Annotated in this window: 19 protein-coding genes and 1 tRNA gene; 7 read left to right on the top strand and 13 right to left on the bottom strand. The window is 71.7% G+C overall.

Translation table 11 applies throughout. From position 1 onward, the window contains the following. Window positions 1-332: 332 nt before the first annotated feature. The 3 genes from K3N28_RS23355 to K3N28_RS14315 form a co-directional block, all read right to left on the bottom strand. Window positions 333-3,503, bottom strand: a complete 3,171-nt coding sequence (locus K3N28_RS23355) for a LuxR family transcriptional regulator (RefSeq protein WP_304608726.1) — start codon at window positions 3,501-3,503, stop codon at window positions 333-335. Between the two features lie 40 nt (window positions 3,504-3,543). Next, the gene (locus tag K3N28_RS14320; RefSeq protein ID WP_228093225.1) at window positions 3,544-3,783 is read right to left on the bottom strand and encodes a hypothetical protein; all 240 of its coding nucleotides are present in this window, start codon (window positions 3,781-3,783) and stop codon (window positions 3,544-3,546) included. 140 nt (window positions 3,784-3,923) lie between these two features. Further along, window positions 3,924-6,017: an efflux RND transporter permease subunit gene (locus tag K3N28_RS14315; RefSeq protein ID WP_228093224.1), complete on the bottom strand. Its 2,094-nt coding sequence runs from the start codon at window positions 6,015-6,017 to the stop codon at window positions 3,924-3,926. Window positions 6,018-6,123: 106 nt separating this feature from the next. Here K3N28_RS14315 and K3N28_RS14310 point away from each other — a divergent pair, with 106 nt between their 5' ends. Next, window positions 6,124-6,636, top strand: a complete 513-nt coding sequence (locus K3N28_RS14310) for a MarR family winged helix-turn-helix transcriptional regulator (RefSeq protein ID WP_228093223.1) — start codon at window positions 6,124-6,126, stop codon at window positions 6,634-6,636. Here the strand turns inward: K3N28_RS14310 and K3N28_RS14305 are convergent. From K3N28_RS14305 to msrA, 6 genes are all read right to left on the bottom strand, one after another. Beyond that, entirely contained in the window at window positions 6,609-7,232 is a 624-nt protein-coding gene (locus K3N28_RS14305; RefSeq protein ID WP_228093222.1) for a deoxyribodipyrimidine photo-lyase, read from the bottom strand. The two genes, K3N28_RS14310 and K3N28_RS14305, sit on opposite strands and share 28 nt — an antisense overlap. Window positions 7,233-7,315: 83 nt before the next feature. Next, window positions 7,316-7,951, bottom strand: coding sequence for a fasciclin domain-containing protein (locus tag K3N28_RS14300; RefSeq protein ID WP_228093221.1), 636 nt, complete (start codon window positions 7,949-7,951; stop codon window positions 7,316-7,318). A 45-nt stretch (window positions 7,952-7,996) separates the two neighbouring features. Further along, window positions 7,997-9,493, bottom strand: coding sequence for a molybdopterin-dependent oxidoreductase (locus K3N28_RS14295; protein WP_228093220.1), 1,497 nt, complete (start codon window positions 9,491-9,493; stop codon window positions 7,997-7,999). 129 nt (window positions 9,494-9,622) lie between these two features. Further along, complete coding sequence (locus tag K3N28_RS14290; RefSeq protein ID WP_228093219.1) at window positions 9,623-10,381, bottom strand: anti-sigma factor domain-containing protein; 759 nt, start codon at window positions 10,379-10,381, stop codon at window positions 9,623-9,625. Next, window positions 10,378-10,995, bottom strand: a complete 618-nt coding sequence (gene sigK / locus K3N28_RS14285; RefSeq protein ID WP_374209783.1) for an ECF RNA polymerase sigma factor SigK — start codon at window positions 10,993-10,995, stop codon at window positions 10,378-10,380. Before sigK ends, K3N28_RS14290 begins: the two co-directional genes overlap by 4 nt. A gap of 108 nt (window positions 10,996-11,103) precedes the next feature. After that, the gene (gene msrA, locus K3N28_RS14280) at window positions 11,104-11,709 is read right to left on the bottom strand and encodes a peptide-methionine (S)-S-oxide reductase MsrA (protein WP_228093217.1); all 606 of its coding nucleotides are present in this window, start codon (window positions 11,707-11,709) and stop codon (window positions 11,104-11,106) included. A gap of 65 nt (window positions 11,710-11,774) precedes the next feature. Here msrA and K3N28_RS14275 point away from each other — a divergent pair, with 65 nt between their 5' ends. Next, complete coding sequence (locus K3N28_RS14275; RefSeq protein ID WP_228093216.1) at window positions 11,775-12,161, top strand: VOC family protein; 387 nt, start codon at window positions 11,775-11,777, stop codon at window positions 12,159-12,161. A gap of 303 nt (window positions 12,162-12,464) precedes the next feature. On the opposite strand, the gene K3N28_RS14270 is transcribed toward K3N28_RS14275, so the two are convergent. Further along, window positions 12,465-12,728: a hypothetical protein gene (locus tag K3N28_RS14270; RefSeq protein WP_228093215.1), complete on the bottom strand. Its 264-nt coding sequence runs from the start codon at window positions 12,726-12,728 to the stop codon at window positions 12,465-12,467. Between the two features lie 92 nt (window positions 12,729-12,820). On the opposite strand from K3N28_RS14270, the gene K3N28_RS14265 reads away from it, so the two are divergent. The 4 genes from K3N28_RS14265 (at window position 12,821) to K3N28_RS14250 (ending at window position 16,458) form a co-directional block, all read left to right on the top strand. Next, complete coding sequence (locus K3N28_RS14265; protein WP_228093214.1) at window positions 12,821-14,014, top strand: cystathionine gamma-synthase; 1,194 nt, start codon at window positions 12,821-12,823, stop codon at window positions 14,012-14,014. Window positions 14,015-14,057: 43 nt separating this feature from the next. Continuing rightward, window positions 14,058-15,425, top strand: a complete 1,368-nt coding sequence (locus K3N28_RS14260; protein WP_228093213.1) for an amidase — start codon at window positions 14,058-14,060, stop codon at window positions 15,423-15,425. 210 nt (window positions 15,426-15,635) lie between these two features. Beyond that, window positions 15,636-15,708 (top strand) — tRNA-Ala (locus K3N28_RS14255). A 183-nt stretch (window positions 15,709-15,891) separates the two neighbouring features. Next, window positions 15,892-16,458 (top strand): hypothetical protein, encoded by a 567-nt coding sequence (locus K3N28_RS14250; RefSeq protein ID WP_228093212.1) that lies wholly within the window; start codon window positions 15,892-15,894, stop codon window positions 16,456-16,458. A 411-nt stretch (window positions 16,459-16,869) separates the two neighbouring features. Here K3N28_RS14250 and K3N28_RS23545 read toward each other — a convergent pair whose 3' ends face one another. After that, window positions 16,870-17,202, bottom strand: coding sequence for a sigma factor-like helix-turn-helix DNA-binding protein (locus K3N28_RS23545; RefSeq protein ID WP_374209770.1), 333 nt, complete (start codon window positions 17,200-17,202; stop codon window positions 16,870-16,872). 192 nt (window positions 17,203-17,394) lie between these two features. Here K3N28_RS23545 and K3N28_RS14245 point away from each other — a divergent pair, with 192 nt between their 5' ends. Beyond that, complete coding sequence (locus K3N28_RS14245) at window positions 17,395-17,841, top strand: ASCH domain-containing protein (RefSeq protein WP_228093211.1); 447 nt, start codon at window positions 17,395-17,397, stop codon at window positions 17,839-17,841. 521 nt (window positions 17,842-18,362) lie between these two features. Here the strand turns inward: K3N28_RS14245 and K3N28_RS14240 are convergent. Continuing rightward, the gene (locus tag K3N28_RS14240) at window positions 18,363-18,944 is read right to left on the bottom strand and encodes a TetR/AcrR family transcriptional regulator (RefSeq protein ID WP_228093210.1); all 582 of its coding nucleotides are present in this window, start codon (window positions 18,942-18,944) and stop codon (window positions 18,363-18,365) included. Further along, complete coding sequence (locus tag K3N28_RS14235; RefSeq protein WP_228093209.1) at window positions 18,937-19,536, bottom strand: sugar O-acetyltransferase; 600 nt, start codon at window positions 19,534-19,536, stop codon at window positions 18,937-18,939. Before K3N28_RS14235 ends, K3N28_RS14240 begins: the two co-directional genes overlap by 8 nt. Window positions 19,537-19,567 lie beyond the last annotated feature (31 nt).

Genomic DNA, 19,567 nt, shown 5'->3' with positions numbered 1-19,567 from the left:
TGCGCCCTGCGCCCTGCGCCCTGCGCCCTGCGCCCTGCGCCCTGCGCCCTGCGCCCTGCGCCGACGGATTGTCGGTCCCCCGCGTCATCCTCGCAATGGCGGACGCTCAGAACCGGCGCACCCGACCACCGCGGCCCGGCCGCCCGGTCGGGCTCCTCGCCCGCGCCCGCGGCGGACTCCCCGCACTCGTGTTCCCGGCGCCCATGCCCGTCGTCTTCGGCGTGTTCTCATGGCGGCCCGCGGGGCCGGACCCGTTCCGCCGCCCCGCGATCCGCTCGTTCGCGGGCACCACGAAACGCCCGCTCCCGTCCATTCGGTTGCGGGCTCCGCTTTCAGCCTTCGGTGAGGTAGCCGCGCAAGTGGGCGGCGTTCACCGCTGCGGCCCGCCCCGCGACCTGGAGCTTCGCCATCGCCCTCGACAGATGCACGCTCACGGTCTTCTCCGAGATGTACAGCTCGGCCCCGATCTGCCGGTTGGTCAGCCCGCGCGCCACCTGCCGCAGCACCGCGAGCTCCCTGGGCGTCAACGGCGTCGAGGTGGGCATCGCCGTGTCGAGGCGCGCCCGTTCCGCCAGCGCGCACAGTTCCGCCGCCAGCGGGCCCGCGCCCAGGCGGATCGCGGTCGCCTTCGCGTCCGCGAGCACCGCGGCCGCCTCCGTTCGGGATTCCGCGCCCGGGGCCGCGAGCAGCGCTTCGGCGAGCCGCCAGTGGGCGTACGCCTGCCGGTACGGCTCGGCCCACGCTCCGCCGTACGGGCCGTCGCCGGGTCCGCCGGTCTTCCCGGCGGCGTCGAGCAGTGCCAAGGCCTCCGAAGCGACCGGGTCGCGCAGGGCGAGCTCCAGCCGTTCCTGCTCCCCGAGCACCGGGGCGGCGCTGCTCCCAGGGTTCGCGCCGTCTTCGGCGCGGGCCGCTCCGGTTCCGGGCAGGCCGGTGCCGAGCGCGGTGCGGTAGTCGAAGGCCGCGGCGGCCGCGCGCCACAGGTCCGGGTCGCCGTCGCCGTAGAGGCGGGACTCCTCGGCGTCGAGCTGGGCGACCCAGGCCCGGCCTTCGGGACCGAGGGTGCCGGACAGGGGACGGCCGTGCTCCAGGAAGAACCGGGCCCGTTCGGCCAGGCGCTCCCCCGCCGCGACCGCGTCCTTGGCGCCGGCCGCGTCGCCGTCACGGCGCAGGCGCTGGGCGAGATCCGCGGCGGCCCCGACTCCGGCGGCGCAGACGGAGATCCCCGCGAGGTAGTAGCCGCGGAGGCGGGTGATGCGTTCGGTGGCGCGTTCGACGCGGCGCAGCGCCTCGTCCGGTCGGCCGCGCCAGCGGTCGAGTTCGGCGCCGCACAGGGCCGCGAGCGCGAGGACCTGCCCGTCGAGCTGCCAGCGGTCGGCGAGGTAGTCGAGGCGCCGGTCGGCGGTGTCGAAGCGGCCGCGCGCGACGTCGACGAGGAGCACGGCGGCGGCGAGGCGGGTGAGCACGACGCCGGGCAGGACGCTGGAGGCCATCTCGCCGTTCGCGTCCACCTCGTCCCAGCGGCCGAGCATGTAGTTGCAGATGACTTGGCGGACCGCGGTCTCCAGGCCGTAGGCGCTCCATTTGTCGCCGGTGTGCCGGGCGCGCTCCACGCCGCGGTCGAAGTGCTCGAGGGCCTCGACGAGGCGGCCGGCGTCGACCATGGCCAGGCCGTTGTCGAAGTGGGCGCGCAGTTCGACTTCGGGCCAGTTCAGGCCGCGCACGAGGGCGAGGGCCTCGTTCTGGCGCTCGATGGTCCGCTCGAGGGTCTGGTCGCCGCGGCGGTACGCCGCGAGGCTGTCGGTGAGGATCGCGTCGGCCTTGGCGGCGATGTGGGCGTCGCCTTCGACGGGTTCGCCGGAGGCGGCGATCGTGTCGGCGGTGGCGATGGCGCGGGCCGTCCAGACGGCGGCCTCCTCGTAGCGCCGGTTGGCGAAGCAGGTGCGGGCGAGCACGGCCTGGGCCCAGGCCTTGACGGCGTGGGGCTCGTCGTCCTTGACCAGTTCCCATGCCTCCCAGGCGACCCGTTGCGCCTCCTGCTCGTCGCCTTCGGTGGTGAGGAGGTGCTTGGCGTATTTGCGGCGAGCGAGGGCGCCTTGGATGGGGTCCCCGGAGGCGTCGGCGAGTCGCACGGCGGCGGCCGAGTACGACTGGGCGCGTTTGATCTCGCCGGAGGCTTCGGCGTTCGCGGCCGCCCGCAGGGTGAGCCGCAGTTCGGTGAGGCCTTCGGGGCGCTGCTCGGCGGGGACGCGCCCGAACAGGCTCAGGGCCCGTTCCAGATGCAGGAGCGCTTCGGCGGGGGCGGCGAGTTCGACGGCCTCGTCGGCGGCGCGGACGGACGCGGAGAGGGCGCAGGCCAGGTCGCCGGACTCGTAGGAGTGGTGGGCGAGCTCGGCCGCGGCGCCCTTGCCGTGGTCCTCGGCGAGGGACTCGGCGATGCGCTGGTGGTAGCGGATGCGTTCGCCCGGCAGGAGGTCGGAGTAGACGGCCTCGCCGAGGAGGGCGTGGCGGAAGGCGTAGACCTCGGCGTTCTTCTGGACGATGATGCCGTGGGAGATCGCGGCCCGGAGGGCCTCGTCGAGTTCGCGTTCGTGGCGCAGGCCGGTGTCGTCGAGGAGTTTCCACGCCGCGGCGTTGAGCCGCCGGTACGTGAAGCGCCGGCCCATGACGGAGGCGAGCTGCACGACCTGCTTCGCGGCCTCGGGGAGGCGTTCGAGCCGGGCGAGGAGGACTTCGGCGAGTTCGAAGGTGACCGTGTGGGTCTCGGCGGCGGCGAGCTCTTCGGCGAGGAACGCGTTGCCCTCGGAGGCGGCGGCGATCTTGGTGACGGTCTCCTCGTCGAGCCCGGAGTGGAGTTCGCGGACGAAGTGGACGGCGTGCTGGGCGTCGAAGGGGTCGAGGTGGAGGCGCTGCACGGCGGGGAGGCGCACGAGCTCGGCGAGGAGCGGGCGCAGGGGGTGGCCGCGGTGGAGGGCGTCGGCCCGGTAGGTGCCGAGGATGAGGACGCGCTGAGCGGTGAGGCGGGAGGTGAGGAAGGCGAGGAGGTCGCGGCTGGAGCGGTCGGCCCAGTGGAGGTCTTCGAGGGTGAGGACGAGGGTCTGCTCGGCCGAGAGGTCCGCGAGGGCGGCGTGGAAGGCCTCGAAGAGGCCGAGGCGGCCCAGGTCGCCGTCGGCGGCGGTGGGGTGGCCGGGCAGGAGGGGGCGCAGGCCGGGGTGGTCGGTGACGAGGGCCGGATTGTCGCGGGCGAGGGTGCCGACGATCTCGGCGAACGGCAGGTAGGGGAGGGCGGAGTCGGCGGTGTCGAGGCAGTGGCCGGTGACGGTGCGGACACCGTCACCGGCGCTGTCGTTGAACTCGTGGAGGAGCCGGGTCTTCCCGACCCCGGCGTCGCCGGAGACGAGGACCGTGGCGGGGCGCCCGGCCCTGGCGGCGTCGAGGGTTTCGCGGAGGGAGGCGAGTTCGGCGTCCCGGGCGAAGAGGGGAAGGTCGGAACCTAGGCGCGGCATGTCGACAATCATGGCATGGCCCTCTGACAAGCGGCGTCGGTTATTTCGCGGGCTGGAACCGTGCCGGTTCCGGCCCGCCCCTGGCCTCCTCATGGTGTCCTCGGCGGCCGAGGGCCTTGGCGATGCGGGCCCCGAGGCCTTCATGCCGGGCGTGTCGGGCGTCGCGGCGGGTGGCCTTGGCGGCGTCGACGAGCTCGCGGGCCCGGCGTTCGTTCTCGGCCTGCTGGATGAGCTCTTCCGAGCGGGCGTAGTGGAGGTAGTGGAGGTCGAAGTCGTTCACGGCGGATCCTTCGGTGTCATCGGCCGGCGTTTCCGGCCTGACACCAATGCTCCGGCTGAGGGCGGCCGGGGGGCATCAGGATTCCGCGTAGACCCGGCCCTGAGAGGCCTTACTTCCGGGCTTCGGCGCTCCCTTACCCCTTAGTTCCGGCTGAGGGGCCTTACTCGGGACAGCCGCGAGGGCCACCAGACGGACCGGCCGATGTCGACCGTGAGCGCCGGGACGAGCAGCGAGCGGACGATGATCGTGTCGAGCAGCACCCCGAAGGCCACCACGAACGCGATCTGCGCGAGGAACAGGATCGGCAGGACCGCGAGCGCCGAGAACGTGGCCGCCAGGACCACCCCGGCCGAGGTGATGACCCCGCCGGTGGCGACCAGGCCCCGCAGGGCCCCCGCTTTGGTCCCCAGGCGGATCGACTCCTCGCGGACGCGCGTCATCAGGAAGATGTTGTAGTCGATCCCCAAGGCCACCAGGAACACGAAGCCGAACAGGACCACGGCGGGGTCGGCGCCGGGGAATCCGAAGAGGTGGTTGAACACCAGAGCCGAGACGCCCATGGTCGCCCCGAAGGAGAGCACCACCGTGGCGGTCAGCAGCAGCGGCGCCAGGATCGACCGCAGCAGCAGCATGAGCACGCCGAGGATCACGGCGAGGACGATCGGGATGATCACGGCGCGGTCCCGTTCGGAGACGCGGAGCGTGTCGAGCTGGACGGCGGTGGGCCCGCCGACCTTCGCGTCGGCGCCGTCGACGGCGTGCACGGACTCGCGCAATCGCTCCACAGTGGCCATCGCGGCGTCGCTGTCGGGGGCGTCCTCCAAGACGGCCTCGATCTCGATCAGGCCCTCCGCCTCCACGACCTGCCCGGAGGCGTCGGTCTTCGGCGCGGCCGCGGCGACGCCCTCGACCTCGGCGGCCGCGAGCACCGCGTCGAGCGAGTCCGCGTCCGCGACGATCACGGCGGGCGCGCCCGACCCGGCCGCGAAGTGCTCGGCCTGGATCTCTTGGCCCGCGACGGAGTCCACCTCGGTGAGGAACACGTCGGTCTGCGTGGTGCCGTCGGCCTTGAGCTGCGTCATGAACGCGGCCGCGACCACCAGGCCCGCGGCGGTGGTCAGCCACACCGCGCGGGGGCGGCGGGCGACGAGCCCGGCGACGCCGGACCACAGTCGCGAACGCGAGCCCGCGCGGTCGGCGCCGGTGCGGCGCGGCCAGAACGCGGCGCGCCCGAACAGGGCCAGCACCGCGGGCAGGAACGTCGTGGCGGCCAGGAAGGACGCCGCGATGCCGATCGCGGCGACCGGGCCGAGGCCCCGGTTCGACTCCAGCTGGCTGAACAGCAGGCACAGCACGCCGAGGATCACGGTCCCGGCCGAGGCCGCGATCGGCTCGATCGTGGCGCGCAGGGCCCTGCGGATCGCGCCGAAGCGGTCCGCCCCGGCCATCAGCTCCTCGCGGAACCGCGCCACCAGGAGCAGCGCGTAGTCGGTGGCGGCGCCGAACACGAGGATGAACAGGATGCCCTGGCTCTGGCCGTTGAGGTCGATCGCGCCCGCGTCGGCCAGGACGTACACGGCCGCGCTGGCGGCGGCGAGCGCGAACCCGCACGAGAGCAGCACCAGGATCGGCAGCAGCGGGGAGCGGTAGACGAGCACGAGGATCACCGCGACGACCGCGGCGGCCACGAGCAGGAGCAGGCCGTCGACGCCGGCGAAGGCCTCGCCGAGGTCGGCGCCGAGCGCGGCCTGGCCGGTGACGAGGACCGTGAGGCCCTCGGGGCGTTCGGATTCGAGGACCGAGCGGATCTCGGCGACCGCGTCCGACTGCTCGGCCTCGGCGTCGATGAGGACGAGGAGCTGGGCGGCCTCGGGGGCGGCCTCTTCGGCGAGCTGCGGGGGGATCGGCGGGCCGGCGTTGAACGGCAGGTCCGCGAGCGCGGCGCTCGCGGCCTCCAGGTAGTCGAGGTCGGCCGGCTCGAGGCCGCCGGGGCGTTCGACGACGACGACCGCCGGGGCGACGTCGTTTTCGTCGAAGGCGGCCCGCAGCTCGTTGACCTCGGTGGACTCGGCCGAGGACGGCAGGAACGCCGAGCCGTCGTTGACGGCGACCTCGCTGAGCTTCCCGGCGAAGGGCCCCGCGAAGGCGCCCAGGGCGAGCCATGCGAGGGCCAGCAGCGCCGGGAGGATCCAGCGCAGCCGGGATACGGTTCGGTGCGGTCGTTCGGGGGCCATGTGCGGGTCTCCTCGCGTCGCCACGCCCATTGCTTCCATGGGCGGATAATTTGATGATCGAAATAATAGGGGCAGACCGACAGTGCGAACGGAGAGGACGGCGCCTATGAGCCGCCACACCGCCGGGGGCGAGACCGCGCCCACCGACCTCGACCTCACCCGCCTGCTCCAGACGCTCACGGTGGAGTCGGACCGGTACGCCGAGCGGTTCGGGGCCCGCCACGGCCTCCACCGCACCGACGTGAACGCCCTGGCGCTCATCCTCGCCGCGGCCCGCCGCGGCGAGCCCATGTCGCCCACGGCGCTCGCGAAGGAACTGGGGCTGAGCCCCTCGGCGACGACGGCGCTCATCGACCGCCTCGAAGCGGTCGGGCACGTGCGGCGCGAGCGGCCCGCGGGCGACCGGCGCCGGGTCGCCCTCACCGTGCCCGAAGCGGGCCTGGCGGAAGGGCGGAAGATGTTCGTGCCGCTCGCGAAGGCGTTCGCCGAGTCCTGGGCGGATTTCGGCCCCGCCGAGCGCGAGGTCATCGCCCGGTTCCTGGACGTCAGCACCGAGGCGATGCGCACGGTCGGCGCCGAGTGGACGGCGCCTCACGAACCCGACCACCGGCGGCGGTAGGCCCGGTCGGGGTCGAACCGCTCGAGCGCGGCGCGTTCGCCGCCCTCGGGAAGCGCGGTCGCGGTGGCGGCCGCTTCGGGGAGCTCGTCGCTTCCGGGGAACGGGTCGGGCGTCCGCAGCCGTTCGGGTTCCGGGGTCTCGGGTGCGCGTCGGGTCTGCGACCAGGTGCGCCAGTACGGGGTGAACACCCGGTAGTGGCCGCCGCCGCTGGGCAGGAGCCGTCCGGGTCCGACCACGGAGGGCCCGTGCGTCAGTCGGAACGCGGTCCGTGCGCGCTCGCACGCCGCGGCGAGGCGCTCGCGCACGCCGGTCTCGAACCGGCCGACGTCGTCGGCGCCGACGACGCCCTCGGCGCCCGTCTCGGCGCGGACCGCCACGACCTGGTCGACCGTGGGGCCGCGGCGGACCGCGAGGTCGCCGCCGAGTTCCCGCAGGGAGCGGCGCAGGTCCGCCAGCGACTCCCGGAGGAAGGCGCGGCGGTTCGGGTTCGTGAGCCGGTCCGGATCGTCCACGTAGAGGGGCACGACGCGCTCGTCGCGGGCCGCGGCCGCGAGGCCCGGGTTGCCATGCACGCGAAGAGCATTCGTGAACAGCATGACGACGGTCCGCACCGGTCGTCCCCCTTTCGCGACGGCGGCGGGCCGCCCGCGGATCGCGGGCGGCCCGGCCGTAAGGCCCCTTACGCGGGCATGAGCACCGAGTCGACGATGTACACGGTGGCGTTGGCGGTCTGGACGTTGCCGCAGACTACGTTCGAGGAGCCGTTCACGGTGAACGCCTCGCCGGAGCCGCTGACCTCGAGCGTGGCGCCCTGCAGCGTCGTGAAGGTCCCCGAGAGCTCCTCGGGCGTGATCTCCTCGCCGACGACGTGGTAGGTCAGGATGCTGGTCAGCAGGTCCTTGTCGGCCAGCACGGCCTCGAGGTCGGCCTCGGGGATCGCGGCGAACGCGTCGTTCGTCGGCGCGAACACCGTGATGTTCTCAGCCGAGTTCAACGTGTCGACCAGATCGGCCTCGCTCACGGCCGTGACCAGCGTCGACAGCACCGGGTTGTTGCTCGCGGCGGTGGCGACCGGGTCGTCGGCCATGCCCGTGAAGCTGCCCTCCCCGTCGGCGGGGACGGCCGAGCAGGCGGCGCCGAACTCGCCGGAGGCGGGCATCGACTCGGTGGTCTCCTCCTCGGCCATGGTCTCCTCGGCCGACGTGGTGTCCTCCCCGGACGCGTCCTCACCGTCCGAGCCGCAGGCCGACATGGTGATCGCAAAACCGGCGGCGGCAGCGAGGGCTCCGGCGCGGGTCAGAAAACGGTGGTTCATGGTCTTGCCTCTCTTCGATATGCCGAGGGCGGTCGCCCTCGGCGTTCACTGGGTGGTGACGACGACCGAGTGCCAGCCGGTCGCGCCGTCGGGGAACGGCGGCTGCCGTTCTTCGGTCTGCGTGGCCCCGTCCGCGTCCGTGGCGCGGACCTCCAACTTGTGGCGGCCGGGTTCGGCGTCCCATGCCCAGCGCCACTGGCGCCAGGTGTCGGGGCCGATCACGGGGGCGAGCTCGGCTTCGGCCCACGGGCCTTCGTCGACGCGGACCTCGACGCGGTCGATGCCGCGGTGCTGCGCCCAGGCGATCCCCGCCACCGCGGTGGTGCCGGCGGCGATCGTCTTGAGCGGCTTGGGCGTGTCGATGCGGGAGAACGTCTTGATCGGGGCCTCGGCGGCCCAGTCGCGGCGGATCCAGTACGGGTCGAAGTCCGCGAAGGAGGACAGCTCGATCTCGACCAGCCATTTCGTGGCCGAGACGTAGCCGTACAGGCCGGGGACGATCATGCGGACGGGGAAGCCGTGTTCGAGGGGCAGCGGCTCGCCGTTCATGCCGACTGCGAGGAGGGCGTCGCGCCCGTCCGTGCAGACCCCGGTCGGGGTCCCGGCGGTCCAGCCGTCGGCGGAGCGCCCGACCACCTGGTCGGCGCCGTCCCGCACGCCGGCCTCGGCGAGGATCTCGGCGAGCGGGACCCCCAGCCAGCGGGCGTTCCCGGCGAGGGTGCCGCCGACCTCGTTGGAGACGCACGAGAGGGTGATCTCACGCTCGACCAGGTCGCGTTCGAGCAGGTCGCGGTAGCTGAACTCGATGGGCCGGTCGACGCGGCCGGTGACGCGCAGCCGGTAGTCGTCGGGCAGGACCCGCGGCACGACCAGCGCGGTGTCGACGCGGTAGAAGTCGGCGTTCGGCGTCAAGTACGAGGTGAGGCCGGGGACGTCGAGCCCCTCGCCGGCCGGGCCGGTCGAGACCGGCTCGGGGAGCCGGACGGCGTCGCGGGCGGCGTCGACTTCCCCCGTGCCGCCGAGTCGCCATCCGGCCGCCCCTGCCAGCCCGGCGCCCACCAGGGCGATGAGCACCCCGCGCCGGTCGACCGCCCTGCCGGGGACGGGCGCTCCCGGGGCCGCGGGCCGTCGGAACAGCAGCCGCAGCACGAGCGCGCCGCAGGCGGCGCCGACCAGCGAAGGCACGGCCCAAGAGGCCTCAGCGGCCGGGCGGGTCAGGGCCGCGGCCGCACCCGCCGTGCCGAGGAGGGCCAGGGCCGCGTAGCCGACCGCGATCCGGCGGCGTGCGAGCACGCCTACCACCGCGGCGGCGACCATGAGCACGGCGCCGATCCCGAGCAGGAGCACGAGCTTGTCGTTGAACCCGAAGGTCCGGATGGCGAAGGCCTTGACCGGCTCGGGGACGGCGTCGACGACCGCGGCGCCCACGGCGGCGATCGGCGCGCTGCCGGGAGCCACCGCGGCGGCGGCCAACTGGGCCGCCGCCACTGCGCTCGCGGCACAGGCCAGCCCCGCTAGGGCTGCGCTCGTTCTGACGTTCATGCCCGGTATTCGGCGCCGGGGGGCGGCTGGATGGGTCGGATCGAAATATTTCTGGAGGAAGGCCGTACTCGGGCATGAAAAAGGCGCGGGCCGGGACTCACGCCGCGGTCCGCGCCCCTCCCCAGGCGCCTACGCGGACAAGTCCACGTCCGCCACCATCGGCAGGGTCGGTTCCGTCGAACCGCCTGCCGGCTCATTGGTGACACCGATGATCTCGGTGTCGCCGAGTCCTTCGACGAGCATCGTGGCGGAGGAGTCGCCGGGGTCCATCACCCCGGCCGAGACCTGCCCGTCCGCTTCGACCTTCCAGACCTGGTACGACCGCTCCTCGCCCACGTCGGCGAGGTCGGAGACGACCACGACCGCCGCGTCGAGCTCGGCGGAGGAGACGACGACGACGCGGCCGCCGCCGTCGGCCTCCCGGAGGTCGACTTCGGCGTCGGGCGCTTCGAGGACGGCGGCGATGCGCGTGCCCTCGTCGATGCCGGCCGGCTCGCGGTCGACGGCCCAGCCGACGAAGACCCCGGCGAAGGCCGCGACGACGGCCAGCGCGGCGGCGCCGAGGGCGAGCCGCAGCCGGGGCGTCCGGCGGCGGTGCCGGCGGCGCCTCGCGGGCACGGGGGCCTCCGCGGGCGGGGTCTCGCCGGGCTGGGCGACCGGGGCCTCTTGGCGGGTGCGGCGCACCTCGGCCAGGACGCTGTCGCGCAGTCGCGGCGGCGGCTCGATGACGGTGACGTCGGCGAGGCGCGCGACGGTCTCGCGCAGTTCGGCGGCCTCCTGCGCGCAGGAGGCGCATTCGGCCAGGTGCCGTTCGACCTGGAGCCGCTCGTCCGCGTCGACCGCGTCGAGGGCCCAGGGGCCGATCAGGGTGTGGACGTCCGCGCTCATCGGGCCACCTCCAGGCAGTCGCGCAGTTTGACCAGGCCGTCGCGGATGCGGGACTTCACCGTGGGGACGGCGGTCTCGAGCAGGGTCGCGACCTGCCGGTACGTATGGCCGCCGTAGTAGGCGAGGGTGACCGCCTGGCGTTGCAGCTCGGTCAGGGTCTTGAGGCACCGGCGCACTTGGCGGTGCTCCAGGCGGCCGGCGGCGGTCTCGGCGACCGAGTCGTACTCGGGTTCGGCGGATTCGGCGGCGGCGCGTCGTTCCCGGTCCCCCGCCGCCTGCGCGGAGCGGACGCGGTCGACCGCGCGGCGGTGCGCGATGGTGGTGACCCACGCCGCGGCCGACCCGCGGTGCTCGTCGAAGCGGGTCGCGGTGCGCCACACCTCGACCAGCACCTCCTGGGCGACCTCCTCGGCCTGGGCCGGATCGCGGATGATCCGCAGGCACAGGCCGTAGACGCGCCCCGACATGAGGTCGTACAGGGCCGCGAAGGCCTCGTCCTCGCCGAGCGCCGTCCGGTGCAGCAGCGCTTCGGCCGTGGCGGTGTCGGCGCCGGGCACGACGGACAGGCGCGGCTGGTCCTCTCGGCGGTGGGCTTCGGCGCCCTGCTCAAACATCATCGTGCTCCCGGCGATCGGTGGGCTTGCTCGACAAGGGTTCGGAGCCGCACGGGGAGCGGATGGGTCGCGGCGGCGAGAAGGTTCCCGAGGGCCGCCGCGGGCCTCTCATCGGGAGCGGGGCGGCTCCACTTCGGTCTGGGCCTTGACCACGCCGACGGGGCAGGAGAGGCCGTTGGGGCCGTGGTTGCAGTACCCGTTCGGGTTGTGGTGGAGGTACTGCTGGTGGTAGTCCTCGGCGAGCCAGTAGGGCTTGGCGGGGAGGATCGCGGTGGTGATCGGGCCGAGCCCGGCCTCGCGGACCACCGGCTCGAACGCGGCCTTGCTCGCCTCGGCGGCGGCCTGCTGCTCGGGGGTGGTGGTGAAGATGACGGACCGGTACTGGGTGCCGACGTCGTTGCCCTGCCGCATGCCCTGCGTGGGGTCGTGGTTCTCCCAGAACACCTTGAGCAGCTGCTCGTAGTCGACCTTCCCGGGTTCGTAGACGACTTTGACGACCTCGGCGTGGCCGGTGAGGCCGGTGCAGACCTCCTCGTAGGAGGGCTTCTCGGTGTTGCCGCCCATGTAGCCCACGGAGGTGGTCCACACCTCGGGGACGCGCCAGAAGAGCCGCTCCGCGCCCCAGAAGCAGCCCATGCCGAAGTAGGCGATCGCGGCGCCGGGGCCGGGGGAGCCTTCGAGGGGATGGTTCAGGACCGGGTGCGTGATGCTCATCCGGCAAGTCTGTCACGCGCGAATAACGATCGCCACCGGTCGCCGTGCGGCGTTAACGTATGCGCATGACTGCAACGATCGGCCAGGTCACCTTCGACTGCCAGGACCCCTACGCGCTCTCGCTGTTCTGGACCGAGGTCACCGGCTACACCGAGGACCCCGACGACCCGAACGCGCCCGAGCACACCGAGAACTTCATCGGCCCCGACGGCGGGCACCCCGGACTCCTGTTCATCCGCGTCCCCGAGCCCAAGACGGTCAAGAACCGGCTCCACCTCGACCTCGTGCCGGAGACCACCCGCGACGAGGAGGTCGAGCGGCTCATCGGCCTCGGCGCGACCCTCGTCGACGACCATCGCCGACCGGACGGCAGCGGCTGGGTGGTCCTGGCCGACCCGGAGGGCAACGAGTTCTGCGTCGAGCGCTCGAAGGCGGAGCGGGCCGGGGCCTGAGGAAGGCGCATCATCCTCGATCCGTAGGAGCCCCCGTGTCGACGCTGACGCGGGGGTACGACGGCACCGCCGAACAAGGCGGCGCCTCAAGGCACGCCGGCGCCGACCGCGCCTCGGGCCACGGCAACGCCTCCGGGCACCGTGACGAGGACCCGGCGGCCTCCGCACGGGACCGCGGGGCCCCGGGGCCGGATCAGCCGAGACCCCTGCAGAACGCCGCCGCGGGCGCCCCGCACCGTCATCGATGCGATGGGGCGCCCGCGGCGCGAAGTCTGACCGGCGGTTCCGCCGAGGAGAGGGGCCTTACTGGTCGGTGGAGCCGTCGACCTGGCCGTCGCCGTCGACGTCCACGATCGCGGTGTCGTACTTGCCGTCGCCGTCGTTGTCGATCAGGACGTGGTCGATCACGCCGTCGCCGTCCTTGTCCACGGCGAGCATGTCCGCGGTGCCGTCGCCGTCGACGTCCACGTGGTACTCGACCGAACCGTCCTCGTTGCGGCGCACGCCGACCGTCTCGTCGACGCCGTCGCCGGTGATGTCCATCTTGTGTACTTCTTCGAAGCCCATGAGGCATCCCCTAACTGAAGTGGGAAAGTGTTGTCTGCACGATAGCGCGCCTATCCATAGGCAGTGGTACTCGCGTCGGTTAGCGTAGGACCATGCACGAAGGCACAGGGTTCACTCCGGTTCAGGCGGTGGCGGGCGACGGGAGGGCGGCTCAGGGGTTCTCCACACGCGCCATCCACGCCGGGCAGGAGCCCGACCCGCTCACCGGCGCGGTCGTCCCGCCCATCTACGCCACCTCCACCTTCAAGCAGGACGGCGTGGGCGGCCTGCGCGGCGGCTACGAGTACTCGCGGTCGGGCAACCCGACCCGCACCGCCCTGGAGACCTGCCTGGCCGCCGTCGAAGGCGGCACGCGCGGTTTCGCGTTCGCCTCGGGGCTCGCGGCCGAGGACACCGTCCTGCGGTCGCTCCTGGCCCCCGGCGACCACGTGGTCATCCCGAACGACGCCTACGGCGGCACGTTCCGCCTCTTCGACAAGGTCGCCCTCCCGTGGGGCGTGCGGTACACGGCCGCCTCGATCACCGACGTCGCCGCCGTCGAGGCCGCCATGGACTCGGACACCAAGATGGTGTGGATCGAGACGCCCACCAACCCGCTGCTCAACATCGCCGACATCGAGCGGCTCGCCGACCTGGCCCACCGCCGCGGCGCGCTCGTCGTCGTCGACAACACCTTCGCCAGCCCGTACCTCCAGCAGCCGCTGAGCCTGGGCGCCGACATCGTGGTCCACTCGACCACCAAGTACATCGGCGGGCACTCCGACGTCGTCGGCGGCGCCGTCGTCGTGGACGACGACGACCTCGCCGAGGCGATCGCCTTCCACCACAACTCGATGGGCGCCGTCGCCGGTCCGTTCGACGCGTTCCTCACCCTGCGCGGCGTCAAGACGCTCGGGGTGCGCATGGACCGCCACTGCGACAACGCGGAGGCGATCGCCGAGTTCCTCGCCGGCCACGCCAAGGTCGCCGAGGTCCGCTACCCCGGCCTCTCGACCCACCCCGGACACGACGTGGCGGGCAAGCAGATGAAGCGCTACGGCGGCATGATCGCCTTCCGCCACAAGGACGGCGAGCAGGCGGCCGTCGACGTGTGCGCCCGCACCGAGGTGTTCACGCTCGGCGAGTCCCTCGGCGGCGTCGAATCCCTCATCGAGCACCCCGGACGCATGACCCACGCTTCGGCCGCCGGCAGCGCCCTCGAGGTCCCCGGGGACCTCGTGCGCCTGTCGGTCGGCATCGAGGACGCCGACGACCTCCTGGCCGACCTGCGCCAGGCACTCGGCTAGACGCCCCGGCACCCCTGTCCCACTCGAGAAAGAAGGACGAGCAGTGAGCTGGTCGGGAACCACCGCGCAGCAGATAGCCAAGGCAGTCCGGCGCGGCGACGCCGACGCCGCGATCGTCGTCGACCACCACCTCCGCCGCATCGAGGACCACCGCGAGGCCGAAGGCGCCCTCACCAGCGTCCGCAAGATCGAGTCGCTCGCCGAGGCGGCGGCCGTCGACGAGATCGAGAACCGCGACTCCCTGCCCGCCGCAGGCGTTCCCGTGGCCGTGTGCGAGCAGCTCGCGGTCACCGGACACGCCCCGCGGCTGGGCTCGAACGCGGCGTTCCTGCCGATCGCCGACACCGACCACCAAGCGGTGCAGCGCATCCGCGGGGCCGGAGCCGTAGTGGTCGCGTTCGGACGGTCCTCGGAGCTCGGGCTGTGGCCCGCGACCGACGACGACGGGAACGTCCCGGCCAACCCATGGCGTCCCGACCGCGGCATCGGCGGTCCCAGCGGCGGCACGGCACTGGCCGTCGCCACCGGGGCCGCGCCGATCGGCATCGGGCTCGACGGGCCCGGGTCGGCGGGCGGGGTGCGCACGGCCGCGGCCGCCTGCGGCATCGTCGCTTACAGCCCCGAGCACGTGCCGGCCGACATCAACACCGACCCCGAGCACTGGCTCGGCGGCCACACCGGGGTCATGGCGACCACGGTGGAGGACGCCGCATTGGCGTACGCGGCGCTCACGCACCGCGCGCCGCGCTCCACGGGCGACCCGGGGCCGCTCAGGATCGCCGCGACCAACGCCGCGCCGCTGCCGGCCCGCGTCGACGACGACGCCACGAAGTGGCTCCTGAAGGCCGTCAGGTCCCTCACGGACCTCGGCCATGAGACGTTCCGCGCCAAGCCGCGCTTCGGGGCCCGGCTGACGCCGGCGTCCTCGGGGGCGTGGTCGTGCGCGGCGTATCTGCGCAGCCTCAAGTGCGGCCCGGACGGGCTGCAGCGGCGCACCCGGCACCTGGTGTCGGTGGGCGAGCGGACGTACCTGGGCGGGCTGTTCGGCGGCGTCCTGGGCGACGGGAACCGCGTGCGGCGGCACCTGGAGGACTGGTTCGACCTCGAGAACTACGACCTGCTCATCACCCCCGGCCTCCCCGGGCCGCCCCCGGCGGCCAAGGAGTGGTCGACGGAGACGTTGCGCTCCAACGTGATGCACCTCGCCGGCGCGGCGGCGTTCACCGCGCCGTTCAGCCTCTCGGGGCTGCCGGCGCTGGTGGTCCCGGTGGGCATGCGCAGTGACGGCGCTCCGGCGACGGTCCAACTCGTGGGGCCGCCCGGATCGACGGGCAGGCTCTTCGACGTGGCGGCCCAACTGGTCGCCAAGCTCCGCCCGAGGCGCTACGCCCCCGGCCTCAGCTGGGACTGACCGAAACGAAGAGGGTCCCTCACGCCCAGCGCGCGAGGGACCCTGAGCTTTCCCCTACCGGCGAAACCAGACGCTCCACCCCCGCTCGACTCCGAGAATCCCCAGCTCAAGGACGTGACGACCGTCTCCAGCCCCTCCCTGGGACCCGCTCCAGAGGCTGTGTAAACTAGTGCGGGTTCCAAGGTCTACGACCTCTGGAACGCCAATCAAGGGGCTTTGGCGCAGTTGGTAGCGCGTTTCCATGGCATGGAAAAGGTCAGGGGTTCGAATCCCCTAAGCTCCACAGAATCGAATATTTGGCGTGAGAGCGGTCATCGTGTTGATGACCGCTCTTTTGTGCCCAAGTGCGTCTGGTTGGTTGAGCGAGTGCGACTTTCGCCCCGAGTCGTCGCGATTCGACGGCTGTCGAAGCTGCACAGTTGCTCGTCACCTGCGGTAGGCGGAGCGAACCGGCTAGGTTTGCCGAGTGCTGAATCACCCTCAGGAAGTCAGGCGACGACGGCTTCGCTTCTCAGTTTTGAGCTGCCTGATGCTCGTCTGGCTCGTGACGTTGATGTGGCTCTGGCTTCAGGCTGGCATGGCCTGTGTGTATCCCGATCCACCTCCAGGCGGGTGCCCCGACGACGAAGCTCGCGCCCTCCTCCGCTTTGAGCTCTGGTTCGGACCAGTGTTCCTCGCCGGTCCGATCGCGATACTGGCGGCGCAGGCGTGGCTCAGTCCACCAGGGCAACGGTACAAACCCGTGTGGTACTTGCTGGCAGTCACCTTGTTCTGCGCGGCCCCAGGACTGCTGGTCGATGCCGCATCATCGGGATTCGCCGACGTTGATCGCGCCGACGCGGCCACAGGCGCGGAGCGCCTCACCACTGAACTGAAACTCGCTGTCGGGGCTGTAGCCGCGATCGCCGCTCCAGCAGGACTTGCGTTTATCACTGCTCGGCGAGGCCACCGAACGTACGCAAAGGTTTGGGCAACCCTTTCGATCATCGTCGCAGCTCTTGGCGCGCTGACGATCATCACCACCCAGGCTTGAAGGCGTATGAGAAGCCGGAACATATCGCCATCTTCGCAGCTCAACAACACAGCAGCACAACTTGCAACGGGCTCCTATGCGCAGCTTCCGCAATGTCGCTCTGCGGTTGATCATCGACGCGATCACGCTGCTGATCGAGCACTTCAGGGCATCCGCGGTGACGATCGACGACGACGCGTTCACTGGTGAAGGCGCCTTCGGGGAGGTCGCTTCGGGCTCGTGCGGCGGTACGTTCGAGTTCGAGCCGGGAACAGCGTCCCGTTCTGCCCGGTCTCATTGCGAGGATCGACGAGGCACAGAAGTGACAGAGCGGATCTTGGTATCGAGTTTGTTGATATGCAGGACAACGCAAACAGAGATCTGCTTTCACCAAACCTGCTGCCCTCACCTCTGTGTGGGCCCCTTCTGGGGCTATTCCTCCGACCGGCCCGCCCGTGAACGAACCAGATCTCGCCGAGCGTCACGCGCGAGTCGTTTGACGCTGGAGAGGCTGATGCCGTACTTCTTCGCGAGCGTCTTCTGCGTTGCGCCTGCCTGATACTCGCTCACGATTGCGGCGCGATCTGCGCTGGTGAGGCGGCGGTCAAGGGCCCAGGACCTTCCGTTTGATGAGCGGGGACTGGGCCGTTCGGTCGTGGCGCAAGGGTCAGGAATTCGGGTGGGGCGGGTGAGCAGGTCTAGGAGTCGGTTTTCGTAGGCGCTGATCTGGGGTGATGGGCTCAAGTAAGCCGTTGCCAGCTCCACAATCGGATATACGGGATATGGGGGATCATCGCGTAGGTGGTCCCTTGTTTCTTGCCCTGCAGGTCATGTCACAGCAGTTGCGACGCGGTCATGACCAAAGGTGACGGTATGGTCAAATCCTCCGACTCTGTCGACCATCCAAACGGCTGGGTTTCTTTCGTCCGATCCGCCGGCAGGGTTACCGTGGGACGCATGTCCGTGAACGTTCCCACCCCTGCCGAGATCGCCGCGTTGCCGACGTCCGAGTTCGCGTTCCCCGGCCCGCTACGCGACCAGTTGGTGGCGGCGATCCTCACCGAAGCCAAGACCTCCACGACCGGTCTGGTGGTCGACTACGAGCACGAGGGCGAGGCCCTTCCCAAGGTCGGCGAGCGTGCGGTCGTCGTCGACTCCGGCGAACGGCCCGTCGCGGTCATCGAGACCACCGAGGTACGGGTCGTGCCGCTGTCGGCGGTCGACCTCGAGCACGTAATCGACGAGGGCGAAGGCGACCGCAGCATCGCCTCATGGCGCGCGAACCACGAGTCGTTCTGGCATAGCAAGGAGATGCGGGAGGCGCTGAACGACCCGGAGTTCACCGTCGACGACGCGACGTTGACAGTACTGCAACGGTTCCGGCTGGTGGCCGACCTGCAATAGGGCAGCGGAGACGAGCGCCCACCGCTGTGACCGCCCGCCTTCGCCGCGCTAGGCACGTGCCGTGTACTTCCTGGCGCCGGCCTCGCGGAGAACCGTCTTCACGCTCGACAGGCCGACGCCGTACCGCGTGGCGAGGTCTTTCTGGAGAGACCCTGCGAGGTGCTCTGCAATGAGTTGTTGGCCCTCTTTCGGGGCCAGCCGTTTGTGGAGCGGACGGGATGCCGTCCGCACAGGGGATTTCGTACCTGGACTGTGTTCCCGGCTTTTCCCGTCGGGTTTCGTATGGTTCACCAGGTCAGATCGCAACGATTTGACCAGCGTAAACGTGATAAGCGTTCAGTACCTCCACAGAATCACACATGCAGCGGGAGAGCGGTCATCGGGTTGATGGCCGCTCTTCTTCGTGCCCGGACCTCGGTTCGATATGGGCGTCCGCAACTCGGTGCCAACGGATCTGAGCGATTCGCGGGAGCGGTGCGAGCGGACAGGCATCGATCGACCGACCCGAGCCCGCCGTCCTGCTAGGTGCGGAGTCCGGTGATCCGCCGGATCGCGTCGGCGGCGACGGCCGGGTCGTGGGGTTCGGTGTCGAGGGCGCGGTGGATGGTCAGTCCTTCGATGAGGGCGTCGAGCATGCGGGCCGTCGCGGGGTCGAAGTGGCGTTCCAGTGCGGCGCGGGAACGGGCCATCCACGCGTTCGTGAGGCCGCGGAAGGCCGGTTCGCGGGCCGCGAGCGTGTAGAGCTCGTGGGTGAGCACGAGGAAGCGATGGGACTCGGCGGCGGTGTCGTCGACGATCGCGACGACGATGCGTTCGGCCTCCTCCGGCCCCTCGGCGGCGGCCATCATGGCGTCGAAGCCGTCGCTGACCGAGGTCGCGAAGCGCCCGAAGGCCGCATGCAGCAGTTCGTCCATGCCGCTGAAGTGGTAGGTCATCGACCCGAGCGGGACGTCGGCCGCCGCGGCGACCTTGCGGTGGGAGGTGCCCGCGACCCCGAATTCGGCGATCACCTCGAGGCAGGCGGCGATGATGCGCTCGCGTCGGTCGGGGTCGTGGCGGCGCCGGTTCCCTCGGGAGGCGGGCGGTTGCGGCCGGTCAGGCATCCTCGGACTCCAGCGTGCGGACCACGCGCGCCGGGTTGCCGGCGGCGACGACGTTCGCGGGCAGGTCCCGGGTGACCACCGCGCCCGCGCCGACCACGGTGTTGTCGCCGATGGCGACGCCGGGGCAGACGATGACGCCGCCGCCGAGCCACACGTTGTCGCCGAGGGCGATCGGCTTCGCGGCCTCGAGCTTGTCGCGGCGCGGCCCGGGCTCGACCGGGTGCGTGGGGGTCAGCAGCTGCACGTGGGGGCCGATCTGGCAGTCCGCTCCGATGACGATCGGTGCGACGTCGAGCGCGGTGAGGCCGTAGTTGACGGAGGTGCGGTCCCCGATCCGGATGTTGGAGCCGTAGTCGACGTACAGCGGCGGGCGGATGAAGACGTCGTCGCCCAGCTCGCCGAGCAGCTCCCCCAGATGCCGCACGGCGGCCTCGTAGTCCTCGGCGAACGCGGCCCGGTAGCGCTCGGCGAGCACGGCGGCGCGGTGGAGGAGCACCCCGAGCTCGGGGTCGTCGGCGATGTAGCAGTCGCCCGCGAGCATCCGCTCGCGCATGGTCCGGTCATCGCCAGCGAAGTGGTCGGCAGTCGTCATGTGGACGAACGTACACTAAGTGCGTACGGTC

The sequence above is a fragment of the Glycomyces sp. TRM65418 genome (genome assembly GCF_019710475.1).
GTDB lineage: Bacteria > Actinomycetota > Actinomycetes > Mycobacteriales > Micromonosporaceae > Glycomyces.
Note: the sequence above shows the minus strand (reverse complement) of the source record. Positions and strands in the feature narration are given on the sequence as shown.

Coding starts and splice junctions, on each gene's coding strand:
- K3N28_RS23355 (WP_304608726.1), bottom strand. CDS start 3,503: ATGCCGCGCCTAGGTTCCGACCTTCCCCTCTTCGCCCGGGACGCCGAA.
- K3N28_RS14315 (WP_228093224.1), bottom strand. CDS start 6,017: ATGGCCCCCGAACGACCGCACCGAACCGTATCCCGGCTGCGCTGGATC.
- K3N28_RS14310 (WP_228093223.1), top strand. CDS start 6,124: ATGAGCCGCCACACCGCCGGGGGCGAGACCGCGCCCACCGACCTCGAC.
- K3N28_RS14305 (WP_228093222.1), bottom strand. CDS start 7,232: ATGCTGTTCACGAATGCTCTTCGCGTGCATGGCAACCCGGGCCTCGCG.
- K3N28_RS14300 (WP_228093221.1), bottom strand. CDS start 7,951: ATGAACCACCGTTTTCTGACCCGCGCCGGAGCCCTCGCTGCCGCCGCC.
- K3N28_RS14295 (WP_228093220.1), bottom strand. CDS start 9,493: ATGAACGTCAGAACGAGCGCAGCCCTAGCGGGGCTGGCCTGTGCCGCG.
- K3N28_RS14290 (WP_228093219.1), bottom strand. CDS start 10,381: ATGAGCGCGGACGTCCACACCCTGATCGGCCCCTGGGCCCTCGACGCG.
- sigK (WP_374209783.1), bottom strand. CDS start 10,995: ATGTTTGAGCAGGGCGCCGAAGCCCACCGCCGAGAGGACCAGCCGCGC.
- msrA (WP_228093217.1), bottom strand. CDS start 11,709: ATGAGCATCACGCACCCGGTCCTGAACCATCCCCTCGAAGGCTCCCCC.
- K3N28_RS14275 (WP_228093216.1), top strand. CDS start 11,775: ATGACTGCAACGATCGGCCAGGTCACCTTCGACTGCCAGGACCCCTAC.
- K3N28_RS14270 (WP_228093215.1), bottom strand. CDS start 12,728: ATGGGCTTCGAAGAAGTACACAAGATGGACATCACCGGCGACGGCGTC.
- K3N28_RS14265 (WP_228093214.1), top strand. CDS start 12,821: ATGCACGAAGGCACAGGGTTCACTCCGGTTCAGGCGGTGGCGGGCGAC.
- K3N28_RS14245 (WP_228093211.1), top strand. CDS start 17,395: ATGTCCGTGAACGTTCCCACCCCTGCCGAGATCGCCGCGTTGCCGACG.
- K3N28_RS14240 (WP_228093210.1), bottom strand. CDS start 18,944: ATGCCTGACCGGCCGCAACCGCCCGCCTCCCGAGGGAACCGGCGCCGC.
- K3N28_RS14235 (WP_228093209.1), bottom strand. CDS start 19,536: ATGACGACTGCCGACCACTTCGCTGGCGATGACCGGACCATGCGCGAG.